This is a genomic window from Kitasatospora sp. NPDC087271, from assembly GCF_044744605.1.
Taxonomy (GTDB): Bacteria; Actinomycetota; Actinomycetes; order Streptomycetales; family Streptomycetaceae; genus Kitasatospora.
In genome coordinates, this window is sequence record NZ_JBIUYQ010000041.1 from 38473 (window position 1) to 51691 (window position 13219).

Consider the following 13219-nt stretch of genomic DNA (forward strand, 5'->3'; position numbering starts at 1 on the left):
CCATGACCAACCCCTTCGACGACCAGGACGGCACCTTCCTCGTGCTCGTCAACGACGAGAACCAGCACTCGCTCTGGCCCCAGTTCGCGGACGTCCCCGACGGCTGGACCGTCGCCCACGGCCCCGACACCAACGCCGCCTGCCTGGAGTACGTCGAGAAGTCCTGGACCGACATGCGGCCCAGGAGCCTCGCCGACGCCATGGACGCCCAGCGGTAACGCGGCCGACGTGACCTCCACCGACACCCTGGACGAGGCCCGCGGCAGCGCGGGCCTCGCCCCGCCCCACGACTTCGCCGCGGACCTGCTCACCCCCGAGGCCCGGCGCGACCCGTACCCGTTCTACGCCCGCATGCGGCGCGAGAGCCCGGTCCACCGCAGCGCCGAGGGCATCTGGCACCTCACCCGGTACGCCGACGTCGAGGCGGCCCTGGGCGACCTGCGGCTGTCCAACGACCGGGACCGGATGACCCGCGCCTACGGAGCGCTCGGCGGTGACCTGAAGGCCTTCAGCCGGCTCACCGACCGGCTCGGCCGGGTGATGACCAACACCGACCCGCCGGACCACGCCCGGCTGCGCAAGCTCGCCAACCGCGCGTTCACCGCCCGGCGGGTCGAAGCCCTGCGCGACGGCGTTCAGCGGATCGTCGACCGGCTCATCGACGAGGCGCTCGCGGCGGGCCCGGCCATGGACCTGATCGAGGCGGTCGCCTCCCCGCTGCCGATGTCCGTCGTCTGTGAGCTCTTCGGCATTCCGGACGAGGACCGCCCGCAGGTCAAGACCTGGTTCCGCCGCTTCGGCCGGCTGGGCGAGGACATCGACAAGTCCGAGGAGGCGATCGGGCAGTACGAGGAGTACCTGTCCGGGCTCATCCGGCAGCGCCGGCGCGAACCGGGCGACGACCTGATCAGCGCCCTGGTCGCGACGCAGGCGCAGGACGACCGGCTCACCGACTCCGAACTGCTGTCCACCTGCTTCGTCCTGATCACCGCGGGCGACGAGACCACCACCCACCTGGTCGGCAACGGCGTGCTCGCCCTGCTGCGCCACCCCGGCCAGCTGGCCCGGCTGCGCGAGGACCCGGGGCTGATCCGCGGCGCCGTCGAGGAACTGGCCCGCTACGACACGGTGACCCAGGCGATCGTCCGGGTCGTCGCGGAGGACCTGGAGATCGGCGGACGGACCCTGCGGGAGGGCGAGTTGGCGTACCTGTTCCTCGGTGCGACCAACCGCGATCCCGAGCGCTTCGAGGACCCCGACCGGCTCGACCTGACCCGCCCCGGCAACCGGCACCTGAGCTTCGGCCACGGACCGCACTTCTGCCTCGGCGGCCCGCTGGCCAAGCTCCAGGTGGAGGTGGCCGTCAGCAGGCTGGTCCGCCGGCTCCCGCAGCTGCGGCTGGCCGACGAAGCCGCCGGCGGGGCGGCCCTCGAATGGCGGCCCAACCCGCTGCAACGGCGGCTGAGCGCCCTCCCGCTCACCTACTGACACCCGACCGACGACGAAGGAGAACCGACCATGACCCGAGAGTTCGAGGTCCGCAAGGAACAGGACCTGCCCGCGACACCCGAACAGGTCTGGGCCGCGGTCGCCACCGGCGCCGGCAACCTGGGCTGGCTGTACCCGATGGAGGTCGAGCCGCGCGTCGGCGGAAAGGCCACCCGGTCCGACAGCACCGTCGTGGTGTGGGAGCCGCCGAGCCACTTCGCCGTCAGGGCGACCCTGGGCGACGAGTTCTCCAACACGCTCAGCTACCGGATCGAGCCGGTGGACAGCGGAACGAGCCACCTGCGGATGGGAATCCACTGGGTGCACGAGGGCGTCTGGGACGCGACCTGGGACACCAAGGCGGACGCGGCCGAGAAGCACGTCCACTTCTACCAGCACGGCCTCGCCGAGTACCTGCGGCACTTCGGCGGCCGCCCCGCCGTCTACGTCAAGGCCCAGCGCCCCGAACCCACCGCCGACCCGGCCGACTTCGCCGCCCTGCGCCGACGCCTCGGCCTCGCCGAGGACGCTGCCGTCGGCGACCGGCTCGAACTCCACGTCCCCGGTACGGACGGCGGCCCGGAGGCGGTCGTCGTGGACTGGCTCAGCCCCGACTTCATCGGCCTGCGCGGCCCGGACGCGCTGTACCGGTTCTTCAACGGCGGCACCTGGAACTGGCCGATCTGGCTGGGCCACCACCTGTTCGCCGAGGGAGCGGACGAGGAGCAGGCGACCAAGGCGTGGAACGCCTGGCTCAACGGCTCCTGACCCGCCGTACGACAGACAACCGGAGGATCACTGGTGGAAGAAACACTGCTCTACGCCGCCGAACTCGTCGAGGAGGGCGGCACCTACAAGCTCGTCGTGCAGGACGTGGTCCGGGACACCGTCCAGGTCACCCCCGTCCCCAAGACCGCGGTGGACAGGCTCCCGACCTTCCTGTCGGTGCTCAGTGCCAAGCTCAACCCCGCACCGGCCCGCGGCCGCCGGTAGGACGCCTCGCACCCGAAGAGGCCGGCGCCGCGCCCCGGCGCCGGCCTCTTCGGCGCTCAGCCGCTGATGCTCGGGTGGCCGTTCTCGACGTGGCCCATGAGACGGCGGCGGAAGGACGCGTCCTCGGCGATCGCGAGGTCCAGGTCGTACCAGCCGTCGGCGGCATCGGTGTCCCAGACGAGGACGAGGGGTTTGCCCGTGACGACGGTCCCGGTCAGCGCCTTCGCGGTGCTGTAGTGCCGGGGCGCCACGGTGACGGTCTGCGGCGTGGCGCTCGGCGACGTGATCGTCAGGGTGAGAACGCGCTTCGGGGCGGTGGCGATGGCGGTGGCCACGGAGGTTTCGGCTGCGGCCCCGGCGGCCTTCCCGGCGAACTCGCGGCGGAATCCGTTGGGGCCGGTGAGGTAGAAGTCGTAACTTCCTTCGCGGACCTTCACTTTGGTGGCGGGCGTCGTGGTGCCGAGCACGTCGAAGTGCTGAGGTGCGTGGTAGGCGCCGGACGTGCCGACGTTGTCGTACAGGGTCAGGTGGACGGAGGCGGCGCCGGTGTTGGTCGGCTGGAGGACGAACGCGCCCTGCTTCTGGTCCAGGGCGCCGTGGGCGTCCGGCTGGTACGGCAGCGGGCGGGCCAGACGCCGGGTGGGGTCGGTGGGTTGCGGTGGCGGGTCGCCGGTGCGGTCGAAGTCGAAGACCGAGGTGAGGTTGCCGGCCACGGTGCGCCGCCAGCGGCTGATGGCGGGCTGCCGTACGCCCAACCACTCCTCCAGGAAGCGGACTTGTGAGGTGTGGTCGAAGACCTGGGAGTTGACGTAGCCGCCCACGGTCCACGGGGAGACGACGATCATCGGCACGCGCATGCCCAGGCCGATGGGCTCCTTGCCGACGTACTCGTCGTCGACGCCCTGCGGGGGCACCGGCGGCGGCACGTGGTCGAAGAAGCCGTCGTTCTCGTCGTAGCTGATGAACAGCACGGTGGAGTCCCACATGTCCTCGTCGGAGGCGATGACGTCCAGGACCTGGGCGACGACCTCCTCACCGGCCATGGGGGCCGAACCGCCGTCGCCCGGGTGCTCCGAGTCCGCGTCCGAGGGCACCAGGTACGAGACCCGGGGGACCCTCTTCGCCGCCACGTCCTGGGCGAACGCGTGGACGAAGTCGCGGTAGTTCTTCGGGTTCTGCTTCGAGTCCGGCGGGGGCGGGCAGCGGAAGAGCCCGCGGTCGTAGAGGCTCCGGTCGGCCGGCGGCAGGTCGGCGACCGCCTTGGCGAGGGCCTCCACGTCCTCCGGGCGCACGCGCTTCGGATCCTTGTAGAAGTCGTACAGGCTCAGGTAGTCGAGCTTGGCGCTCTTCAGCACGGTCTGGAAGATCCGCTTGAACTCGGCGTGGAACTCCAGGTTGTTGTCGTAGTAGTTGTCCCAGCCCTGGTAGACGCGCCAGCTGATCCCGTCGGAGCCGAAGGGGTCGTTGTTGACCTCCAGGATCTCGGGGTAGCTGGACCAGCCGTAGCCCGGCGTCCGGTCCCCCGCGTAGGTCGCATCGGGGTTCTCGCGGTCGTGCGCGGCCGATCCGGTGACCCGCGACCCGTCGGGCTCCCAGCCGCCGAATCCGCTGAAGAGGTAGTTGCGGTTCGAGGTGGTCTCGCTCATCACCGAGCAGTGGTAGGCGTCGCACACGGTGAACCGCTCGGCCAGTGCCCGGTAGGTGCCGACGACCTCCGGCTGGTCGAAGTAGCCCATCGTGACGGTCCCCTTGGCCTTGATCCACTGGTCGTAGCGGCCGTTGTTCCACGCCTGGTGGCCGGTGGGCCAGTTGTGGGCCGCCGGCTCGGCCGTACCCTGGTCCGGTCTGAGCTGGTAGGGCCGCCGGGGCGTGGACGGGTGGTCCGGGTCGGGCTGGTCGAGGACGGTGCGGCCGCCGGTCCCGGGGAACGTGACGAGGTTGCGGTCGTCGTACCCGCGCACTCCTCGGAAGTTGCTGCCGAAGTAGTGGTCGAAGGAACGGTTCTCCTGCATCAGGAAGACCACGTGTCGGATGGCCTTCAGACCGCCGGGGCGGGGTTCGCGCTTGAGGGCCTTCAGCAGCGAGTCCGGCAGCGACGGAGCGCTCTGCGGGGAGTGGGGAGTGTTCACGCGTTCTCCTGGTCCGGCGTGGCGGGCGAACCGGAGGATGCGTTCTCGGTGGCCCGGAGGTAGTCGAGGTAGATGAAGTCGCCCTTGGCGCCCTTGTTGAGATCCGTGTCGACGCGGGTGTAGCCCGTCCTGGGAGGGATCTCCTGCGCCCCGTCCTTCCAGTGCGTGACGGTGAGGTCGACGATGGGCCGGCCTGCTCCTTCCTGGCGGGTGACGGCCAGGAACAGGGCCGTGCCGTGTGCGGGCGTCCCCCTGTTGAGGTCGACCGGCAGCTGCTGGTACCCGGCGGGCGGCTTCTCGTCGTCCTTCAGGACGCGGATGCCGGTGACGGGCCGGTCGTCGGCGGACCGTTCGAAGACGAGGTACAGGTAGGCGCCGTGCGCGCCCTTGTTCAGGTCGACGTCGATCCACTCCCACCCGGTGGGTGTGTGGAACGGACTCCGCACCGGGTCGTCGTAGGCGACCAGGAGGTTGACGTCTGTGACGAACTGACCCATGGGCAGGTCTCCGATCGGAGCGGGTGAACGTGGGCGGGGGAGGTGGGGCGGACGAAGGGACCGACGGCTCGGGGCACGTACGGGTACGGGAGACGCCCGGCCGGGGGTGGCCCGGCCGGGCGTCCAGTGCTGGGTGCGGCGGGTCCGGTGCGGTCCGGGCACCCGAGGCGGCCGTCAGCCCTTGGTGAGGCCTTCCCACTCGCTCAGCGGCGCCGGACCGTAGGTCCTGGTGTCCGTGTGCGGCTCCCCGTTGGCGACGTTGATCCGCACGAACCGGTCGCCGGAGAAGACCCAGTACTCGTTGCTGCCGTCCGGGACCTTCATGACGGCGTCGATCTTCGCGAAGTCCGACAGGCTGGGCCAGTCCTCGCGGATGGTGCCCTTGAGGATGAGCTTGTCCGGGTACGGGTGGCTGCTCGTCACGGTGATTTCGACGCGCCGGTAGTCGGTGTTGGAGAACACCCAGAACTGGTTCGGCTTGTCGGGTACGGCCATCACCGCGTCGACATGGTTGAAGCCCATGGCTGAGCCTTTCTGAATTCATCTGTTCGTGTGCCGCCGAAGCTGTGCTCGGGCGGATCTGCGACTCAGTCCCATGCCTCGCGTGCGGCGAGGAACGTCCGGGAGGAGCGCCGCGAACCACGCTAGGTCGGCCGGTCCGGGGGCGCGATGCGAAAAGGCCTGGTGACCTGCATCCCAGTGACAGGTAATTTTGCTACGAACCTTTGGCGCGAGAAGCGCGAGAAGTCGGTCCGGCGCTTCGGGAGGCCTTGACGGCCTGCTCCGCGGCCGTCCGGGACCGAGGACGAGCCGCCTCCCCGCCGACGGCTTCCGCGAGGCTCGACGACGGCGTTCCTTCGAGTGGACCGGTGACCGGTGGCCGGTCGCGGCTGGGGGAGTGCGCCTGACACCCGACCCGGCCGGCTGCGTCAACGCGGCCGTCGAGGCGCGGGGGCGTGGGGTGGGGCGTGGGGCGGGAATGGCTTGAGTCGATCGTGATTCATATGATGGACAGCCAGTAGTTGTTTTGCCGGTGTCATGATCCTCGGAGGGCGCCCCGGACCAAGGTGCGCCCATGGAACCGGGCCGGTCTCCGGATTCGCTCCGGTCCTCGGGCTTGATTCAGGGAGTATCATGCGCGGCACCGTGCTCGCCGACCGCTACCGGTTGGTGGACCTGCTGGGCGGCGGGTCGATGGGCGACGTGTGGCTCGCCGAGGACGAGGTCCTGGGCCGCCGGGTCGCGGTCAAGGTGGTGAAGCCGGCCCTACTGGACGAATCCGGCTTCGCCGAACGCTTCCACGCCGAGGCCCGCGTCATGGCGCAGCTGCGCCACCCGGGCATCGTCGGCGTGTACGACTACGGGCACAGCGCCGTGGACGGGCGGCCCTCGGTCGGCTACCTGGTCATGGAGCTGATCGACGGGGAACCGCTGAGCGCCGTGCTGGAACGCCGCGGCGCGCTGCCGGTGGAGGAGACCCTCCGGATCGCACTCCAGGTGCTGGAGGCGCTGGAGGCCGCGCACGAGTCCGGGGTGGTCCACCGGGACATCAAACCGGCCAACCTGATGGTCCGCGGCGACCGGACGGTGATCGCGGACTTCGGCATCGCCCGGCCCGGCTGCGACGCCCGGCTGACCGTACCGGGCATGGTGCTCGGCACCGCCGCCTACCAGGCACCCGAACAGGCCTCCACCGGGACGGTCACCGCCTCGGCGGACCTCTACGCACTCGGCGTCGTCCTCTACGAATGCCTCGCCGGCAAGCTCCCCTTCGACGGGGAGACCGCCCTCGAACTGATCCTCAAGCACCTGACGGAGCCCGTGCCGCCGCTTCCGGAGGACGTGCCCGCGCCGGTGTGGGCGTTGGTCGAGCGGGCGATGGCCAAGGATCCCGGCGAGCGCTGGCCCGACGCGGCGACGATGGCCGCGGCGGTACGGGACGCCCTCGCACCGGCCGAGGAGACGGCGCCGCCGGTTCCGGTCGGTCCCCGGCCGGTCGCCGGACGCGCACCGTGGGCCAGGTTCCGCCTGCGCGGGCTGATCGGGGTGACGGCGCTGTCGCTGCTCTGCGTGGTCGGGGCCTCCGGCGCGACGGTGATCCGGTCCGACGAGGACGACGCTCCGGACGCCGCCGCCGTCGCGGGCCCGGTGGCCGGCCTCTCGGGCCCGGCCGTTCCCGCGGCGGTGGCAGCCGACCGTCAACCCGCCGGACAGCAGTCCGCCGAGCCGGCGGCCCCGGTGCCGTCGCCCGGACCGGCAGCGGGTGGGAGCCCCACGCCCGGCGCCGAGCCCGAGCCGGTCGCCGGGCGGACCTCCGCCTCCCCGTCCCAGCCCGGTGTGCCGGCTCCGGCCTCCGGCGCGCCCACCGCCGGCCAGAACCCGGCCCCGCCCGCGCCGACCTCCGCCTCCCCGTCCCAGCCCGGTGTGCCGGCTCCCGCCTCCACGGGGCCCACCGCCGGCCAGAACCCCGCCCCGCCCGCGCCGACCTCCGCCGTCCCGTCCCCGCCCGCTTCCCACGAACCGCCCACGCCGTCCGCGACGTCGGCGCCGCCCACGTCGCCCACGCCGGAGCCGAAACCGCAGCCACAGCTGCCCTCCCAGGCACAGATCACCGGCGTCAACGGCGCGCTGGACAACTCCTACTCCGGGGACCAGAACGGCAACCGGGTCGGCACCTTCAGCGTCAACGGCACGTCGGCCCAGGTGTGGCGGCTGGAGAAGGTCTTCGAGGGGAAGTACTTCCTGCGCAACGCCTCCAGCAACTACACCAAGGTGCTGGACCTGGACACGGGCGACGGGCGCGTGCAGATCTGGACGAGCCCGCCGTACACCGACAACCAGCTCTGGTCCCTCACGCCGCTTCGGGGTGGCTACCAGATCGTCAACGGCGCCACCAAGGGCTGCCTGACGTCAGACGGAGCCGGTTACTACGTCAGGGTGGCGGCCTGCTCGAACGCGGAGAACCAGGTGTGGGAGCTGCACTGACCCGTCGGCCCGGCAGCCGAACACCCCCGGGGCGAGGGGAGGATCAGGCCGGCAGCCAGGACGGCCACTGCCGGCGGGGCCGGTCGGCGGCCCCGCCGAGGCCGATCAGGGCGCGCAGCCGGTCGGCTTCGGGGGAGCCGATGGAGGCCAGGATGTCGTAGGCCTCCGACCGGCACGCCCGGGCCGCGTCCTCGGCGCCGCCGCGGTCGGCGAGCGCGTCACCGAGCGCCGCCAGGGCCAGCCCCCGCCCCCGGCGGTCGCCGTCGAGCGTCAGCACCTCGACCGCCCGGTCGGCCGCCTCCACCGCCTCGTCGCCGCGGCCGACGGCCCGCAGCGACTCGGTGAGCCGCAGGAGCGTGCGGCCCGTCCGGCGCCGGTCGTCCGGCCGCAGCAGGGCGAGGGCGCCGCGGTGGTGGCGCAGGGCCTGCTCGAACTCGCCGCGATCGTGGGCGATCGTCCCCAACGAGTCGAGGGCGAGCGCCTGGAGCTCGTGGTCGGCGAGCTGGTGGCAGATCAGCAGCGACTGGTCGACGACGCGGACCGCCGCCTCGGGCCGGCCGAGCTCGGTGAACGCACCGGCCAGGTTGAGCAGTTCGCCCGCCACCGAGCGCCGGTCGCCGAGCCGCTCCCAGACCGCGATCGCCGCCGCGAAGCCGTCGACCGCGTCGCCCGGCCGACCGACCTGGACGAACAGGGCGGCCAGGGAGGCGTGGGCCAGGGCGAGCAGCGGCCCCGGCAGGCCGTGGGCGATGCACAGGTCGCGGGACCTGATCAGCTCGCCGAGGGCCGCGGGTTCGGAGCCGACTTCGGTCAGCAGCCGACCGAGCACCAGCCGGGCCCTGACCTCGGCCGTTCGGTCGCCCTGCCGGACGGCGGCCTGGAGCAGGACCTTGGCCGCGTGCCCCAGCGGCCGGGCGGCCTGGCCGGTCTCGCACAACAGGCTTCCCCCGAGCAGCAGTTCGGCCACCAGATCGAGCCGGGGCGGCTGGGGGAGCCCGGCGTACTGGCCGACCAGAGCGCCGATGCCGTGGTACTCGCCGCGACCGCGGGCCACGGCGCGGCAGTCGGGAGCGTACGGTGCACCGGCGCCGGTCAGGGCCGCGCGGGTGGCGGCCGGGCCGAGGGCCGCGACGGTCTCGGCGTGCTGGCGGATCACCAGGCGGGTGAGGACGGCGGCCGGGCGGTCCGCCTCCGGGGCCGAGCCCGCGCCGGCCTCGACGTCGGCCGCTGTCTCCGGGACGAGCCGCTGGGCGAAGGCGCGCAGCAGGTCGTGGTACCGGTAGCGGTCCGGCGGCGCGGTCTCCAGCATCGAGCAGTCGACCAGCGACTCGGCCAGCTCCTCGGCCTCGTGCTCGGGCAGGTCGAGCACCGCCGCGACCGCGCCCGGCGACAGGTCGGGCACGTCCGGCACCGCCAACAGACAGAAGGCCCGGGCCTGGTCGGGCGTCAGCTGGTCGTAGCCGAAGCGGAACGCCGACTCGACGGCGAGGTCCTCGGTGCGCAGCACGTCCAGCCGACGACGATTCTCGGACAGCTTGTCGAGCAGCCGGGCCATGGTCCAGCCCGGCCGGCAGGAGAGGCGGGCGGCGAGGATGCGCACGGCCAACGGGAGGTGACCGCAGATCCGCACGAGCTCCCTGGCCGTGTCCGCCTCGGCCCGCAACCGCTGCCCGCCGACCACCTGGCCGAGCAGGTCGAGGGCCTCCTCCGGGGCGAAGGCCGGCAGCTCGACGACGTGCGCGTTGGGAAGTGAACCGAGCCTGGCCCGGCTGGTGACGAGCACGGCGCAACCGGGCCTGCCGGGCAGCAGCGGCCTGATCTGTTCGGCGTCCCGGGCGTTGTCGAGGACCATCAGCACGCGTCGGCCGGAGAGCAGCGAGCGGAACTGGGCGGAGCGTTCGGCGAGCCCGGCGGGCAGCGCCTCCGCCGGCACGCCGAGGGCGCGGAGGAAGGCGCCCAGCACCTCCTCGGGCGGGGTCGGGCGGCCGTCGGCCCCGTGCAGGTCGACGTAGAGCTGGCCGTCGGGGAAGTCGGCGGCCAGGCCGTGCGCGACATGGACGGCCAGGGCCGTCTTGCCCATGCCGCCCAGGCCCGACACCGTCGCCACGGGCACGGTGCGGGGCGCGAGCAGGACGGCCCGCACCGCCTCCGTCTGCGCCTCGCGGCCGGTGAAGTCGGCGAGGTCGGCCGGTACCTGGGTCGGCCGGATCGGCGCGTGGTACGGCGGGCGGGCCGTGGTGGTGGTGTCGGGCCGGGGCGGCGCGGGTGCCACGAGGGCGGTGTCGGCCACCAGGATCCGGCGCTGCAACTCGCGCAGACCGGGCCCGGCGGCGACGCCGAGCTGCGCCCGCAGCCGCCGGTCCGTGTCGCGGTACACGCTCAGGGCCTCGGCCTGCCGCCCGGCCCGGTAGAGGGCGAGCATCAGCAGCTCGGAGAACCGTTCCCTGAGCGGGTGCTCGGCCGCGACCGCGGTCAGTTCGGCGACGGCCTCGCCGGACGGTCCGGCCTCGACCTCGGCCTCCAGACACGACTCCAGGACGGTCACCCGGCGTTCGGTCCACTCGCCGCGCTGCCGCTCGGCATAGGGGCCGGAGAGCCCGGACATCGGCTCGCCCTGCCAGAGGGCCAGCGCCAGGCGCAGCGTGGCGGCGGCGCGGGCGTGCTCCCCGGCGCCGCTGAGCTCCTTCGCCGCGCCGACGAGCTCCTCGCAGCGGTGGGTGTCCAGCTCCCCGGGATCCACGGTGAGCAGGTAGCCCCCGCTGAGCGAGGTCAGCGGGGCGGGCCCGAGGACGCGGCGCAGGCGGTGGACGTACGTCCGGATCACGGCTACGGGCTTGGCGGGCGGCTCCTCGCCCCACAGGTCGTCGACGAGCTGACCGGTCGACACGGGGTGGTTGGCCCTCAGCAGCAGCGAGAGCAGCAGGTTCCGCTGCTGCGGCGACCCGAGTGCGAGCTCGCCGCCGTCCCGCCACCCCCGTATCGGTCCCAGCACCGTGAACCGCAACCCACCCACCGACCGTTCCCCTCTGCCTGCAAACGAACCCCCGGGCGCATGATACCGACCGCATCACCGCTGGCCGGGGCCGCTTCTCGCGGGGTCGGCCGCGGGGAGACGGAGGGGAGACGAAGGTGTCCGTGGAGGGCGGCCGACGCGGCAGCGGTGAAAAAGAAGAAGGTGCCCCGCCCGCGCGACATGCTGCCGCCTTACGTAGTCATGAGGGGTATGCACGGGGATCACAGGACAAGGGAACAGGCGGGAACCGAGTGAAATCAGCACAGGAGGATGAGTACCTGGCGTTCGTGGCGGCGAGGGCGAAGGCGTTGTACCGCTCCGCGTACGTCCTCGCGGCCGGCGACGCGCATCTTGCCGAGGACCTGGTCCAGGAGACCCTCAGCCGGGTGTACGTGCACTGGAAGCGGGTGGCCAAGGCGGACAACCCGGCCGCCTACGCCCAGACGGTCCTGGTCCGCACCTTCCTCAGCCTGCGGCGTCGACGGAGCAGCGGCGAGCGCCCCATCGGGAACATGCCCGACAGCGCGGCGGCAGGCCCCGACACCGCACTGCGACTCACCCTGCTGGACGCGCTCGGCCAACTTCCGCCCCGCGACCGGGCGGTGCTGCTGCTGCGCTACTGGGAGGACCGCAGCATCGAGGAGACCGCCCGGATGCTCAAGCTGAGCAGCAGCGCGGTCCGCTCCCAGGGCACCCGGGCGCTCGGCAGGGTGCGTGCCCTGCTCGGCGACAGCCTGTCCGACCTGGTTCCGCACTGAGCATCGGTGCGCGCAGGTCGAAACCGCCACGAAGCCCCCATCAGCGACAGAAATAGGTGACGCCAGCATGCCGTTCGAAGCAGACCTCGCACACGCCCTGGACCGCACGACCGACTCCCTCGAACCAGACCTCACCACGCTCATGCGCGGAGCCGTCCAGCGCGGGCGGATCCGCCGGCGTCGGCGCACGGCCGGCGTCATCGCCGGGGTCGGCGCCTGCACCGTGATCGCGGCGGCCGGCCTGGTGATCCCCGACGTGCTCGCCGGGATGCACTCCGAAGGATCCGACATCAGGGTGGCGGCGATGGCGATGCCGCGTTCCGCGATCACCGACACCCAGATGATCCAGGCTCTGGAGGCGACGTTCCCCGGCGGCCGGTTCAGCGCGGAGAGCGGGCAGAGCAACAACCCCTCGGATCCGTCCAACGGACGCGTCGCCAACGGCGGACTGGTCCTCGACGACGGGCACGGCGCCGCCTTCGTCGGTGTCTCGGCCGTGCGGCTCCAACTGCCGCTCAAGGACGGCGACGGGCTGAGCTGCGAGTGGCAGCCCAAGCGTGACGGTGACACCTGCAAGATGAGCGAGCTGCCGAGCAGTGCCGAGATTCCCGGCGGGGCCCTGGTGATGTTCCAGCAGAACGCGGCCGCGCACCCGGTCCGTCCCGACACCGCCCGCCGCTGGACGGTGACGGTGACCCTGAAGTCGACCGGCGCGCAGCTTCAGATGGTGCAGTGGAACAGCACCGGCGGCGGCACCGGCGCCGAGACGCCGAAGCCGACCCGTGCCGCTCCTCCGCTCTCCGAGCAGCAGGCGGTGGCCGCACTCACCGGTGCCGCCTGGGCGCCGATCCTCGGTGCCGTCGGCTGACCCTGCGCGTCGCGTTTCGTAGGGGGTGCGTCCGCCGAGGTCGAGCACGGTCTGTCCGTGCGCGCCTTGGCGGGCGCACCCTGGGCTGGGCATTTGTTTCGGGCGCTGAGTAGGGGTACTGTCAGCCAGTCGCTCGGCAGGGAGCACCGGACACGCATCGGCGCGGACGGTCCCGGGGCGGCCAATCCTTTCGAAACATCACGTCCCGGGTCCGGGCCGGGTCGGCTTGCCATGCGCGAGCGAGGCCCGGTGTGTATATCGGTGTGCTCGTTTTATTGGATTGCGGTCGATTCGCTTTTCGGAGCAGGGATCGGCTAGAGTTTGAAACGTCGGACGGGGCGTCAAGCCGCAGAAGACACCAGCGAGTTGGATGAACGAAGCGCCGAAAACGGGGCGGAAAACATCTGGTAAGCTGGAAACACGAAAGAACGAAGCGCCCGGAGGGCCCGCTGGAAGGCGGCCTGAAGGAAGTGTCCGTTCCTTGAGAA

At 72.2% G+C, this 13219-nt stretch carries 11 protein-coding genes; 7 read left to right on the top strand and 4 right to left on the bottom strand.

Features of this window, described 5'->3' with window-relative positions; all coding sequences use genetic code 11:
* Positions 1-2: 2 nt before the first annotated feature.
* From ACIO9K_RS36420 to ACIO9K_RS36435, 4 genes are read left to right on the top strand one after another with little or no spacing between them, the layout of a single operon-like run.
* Entirely contained in the window at positions 3-218 is a 216-nt protein-coding gene (locus ACIO9K_RS36420) for an MbtH family protein (protein WP_363587266.1), read from the top strand.
* A 10-nt stretch (positions 219-228) separates the two neighbouring features.
* Positions 229-1488 carry a cytochrome P450 gene (locus tag ACIO9K_RS36425; protein ID WP_400336170.1) on the top strand — a complete coding sequence of 420 codons (1260 nt, stop codon included), beginning with the start codon at positions 229-231 and terminating at the stop codon, positions 1486-1488.
* Between the two features lie 30 nt (positions 1489-1518).
* Entirely contained in the window at positions 1519-2256 is a 738-nt protein-coding gene (locus tag ACIO9K_RS36430) for an SRPBCC domain-containing protein (RefSeq protein ID WP_363632670.1), read from the top strand.
* Positions 2257-2289: 33 nt separating this feature from the next.
* A complete protein-coding gene (locus tag ACIO9K_RS36435) occupies positions 2290-2481 on the top strand; it encodes a hypothetical protein (RefSeq protein ID WP_244293816.1) in 192 nt (63 codons plus the stop codon).
* A gap of 56 nt (positions 2482-2537) precedes the next feature.
* Here ACIO9K_RS36435 and ACIO9K_RS36440 read toward each other — a convergent pair whose 3' ends face one another.
* The 3 genes from ACIO9K_RS36440 to ACIO9K_RS36450 all read right to left on the bottom strand — a co-directional run bounded on the left by ACIO9K_RS36440 (position 2538) and on the right by ACIO9K_RS36450 (position 5629).
* Positions 2538-4610 carry an alkaline phosphatase family protein gene (locus tag ACIO9K_RS36440; protein ID WP_400336173.1) on the bottom strand — a complete coding sequence of 691 codons (2073 nt, stop codon included), beginning with the start codon at positions 4608-4610 and terminating at the stop codon, positions 2538-2540.
* Positions 4607-5107 (bottom strand): hypothetical protein, encoded by a 501-nt coding sequence (locus ACIO9K_RS36445; RefSeq protein WP_400336175.1) that lies wholly within the window; start codon positions 5105-5107, stop codon positions 4607-4609. The genes ACIO9K_RS36440 and ACIO9K_RS36445 overlap by 4 nt, the downstream gene beginning before the upstream one ends.
* A gap of 174 nt (positions 5108-5281) precedes the next feature.
* Positions 5282-5629 (bottom strand): hypothetical protein, encoded by a 348-nt coding sequence (locus ACIO9K_RS36450; protein ID WP_363625539.1) that lies wholly within the window; start codon positions 5627-5629, stop codon positions 5282-5284.
* A gap of 612 nt (positions 5630-6241) precedes the next feature.
* Here ACIO9K_RS36450 and ACIO9K_RS36455 point away from each other — a divergent pair.
* On the top strand, positions 6242-8092 hold the full coding sequence (locus ACIO9K_RS36455; protein WP_400336177.1) for a protein kinase: 1851 nt from the start codon (positions 6242-6244) through the stop codon (positions 8090-8092).
* Positions 8093-8135: 43 nt separating this feature from the next.
* On the opposite strand, the gene ACIO9K_RS36460 is transcribed toward ACIO9K_RS36455, so the two are convergent.
* On the bottom strand, positions 8136-11084 hold the full coding sequence (locus tag ACIO9K_RS36460) for an AfsR/SARP family transcriptional regulator (protein WP_400336179.1): 2949 nt from the start codon (positions 11082-11084) through the stop codon (positions 8136-8138).
* A 272-nt stretch (positions 11085-11356) separates the two neighbouring features.
* Between ACIO9K_RS36460 and ACIO9K_RS36465 the strand changes: the two genes are divergently transcribed.
* Entirely contained in the window at positions 11357-11863 is a 507-nt protein-coding gene (locus tag ACIO9K_RS36465; RefSeq protein WP_363587258.1) for a SigE family RNA polymerase sigma factor, read from the top strand.
* 67 nt (positions 11864-11930) lie between these two features.
* Positions 11931-12731 carry a hypothetical protein gene (locus ACIO9K_RS36470; RefSeq protein ID WP_363625533.1) on the top strand — a complete coding sequence of 267 codons (801 nt, stop codon included), beginning with the start codon at positions 11931-11933 and terminating at the stop codon, positions 12729-12731.
* The last annotated feature ends 488 nt before the right edge of the window (positions 12732-13219 follow it).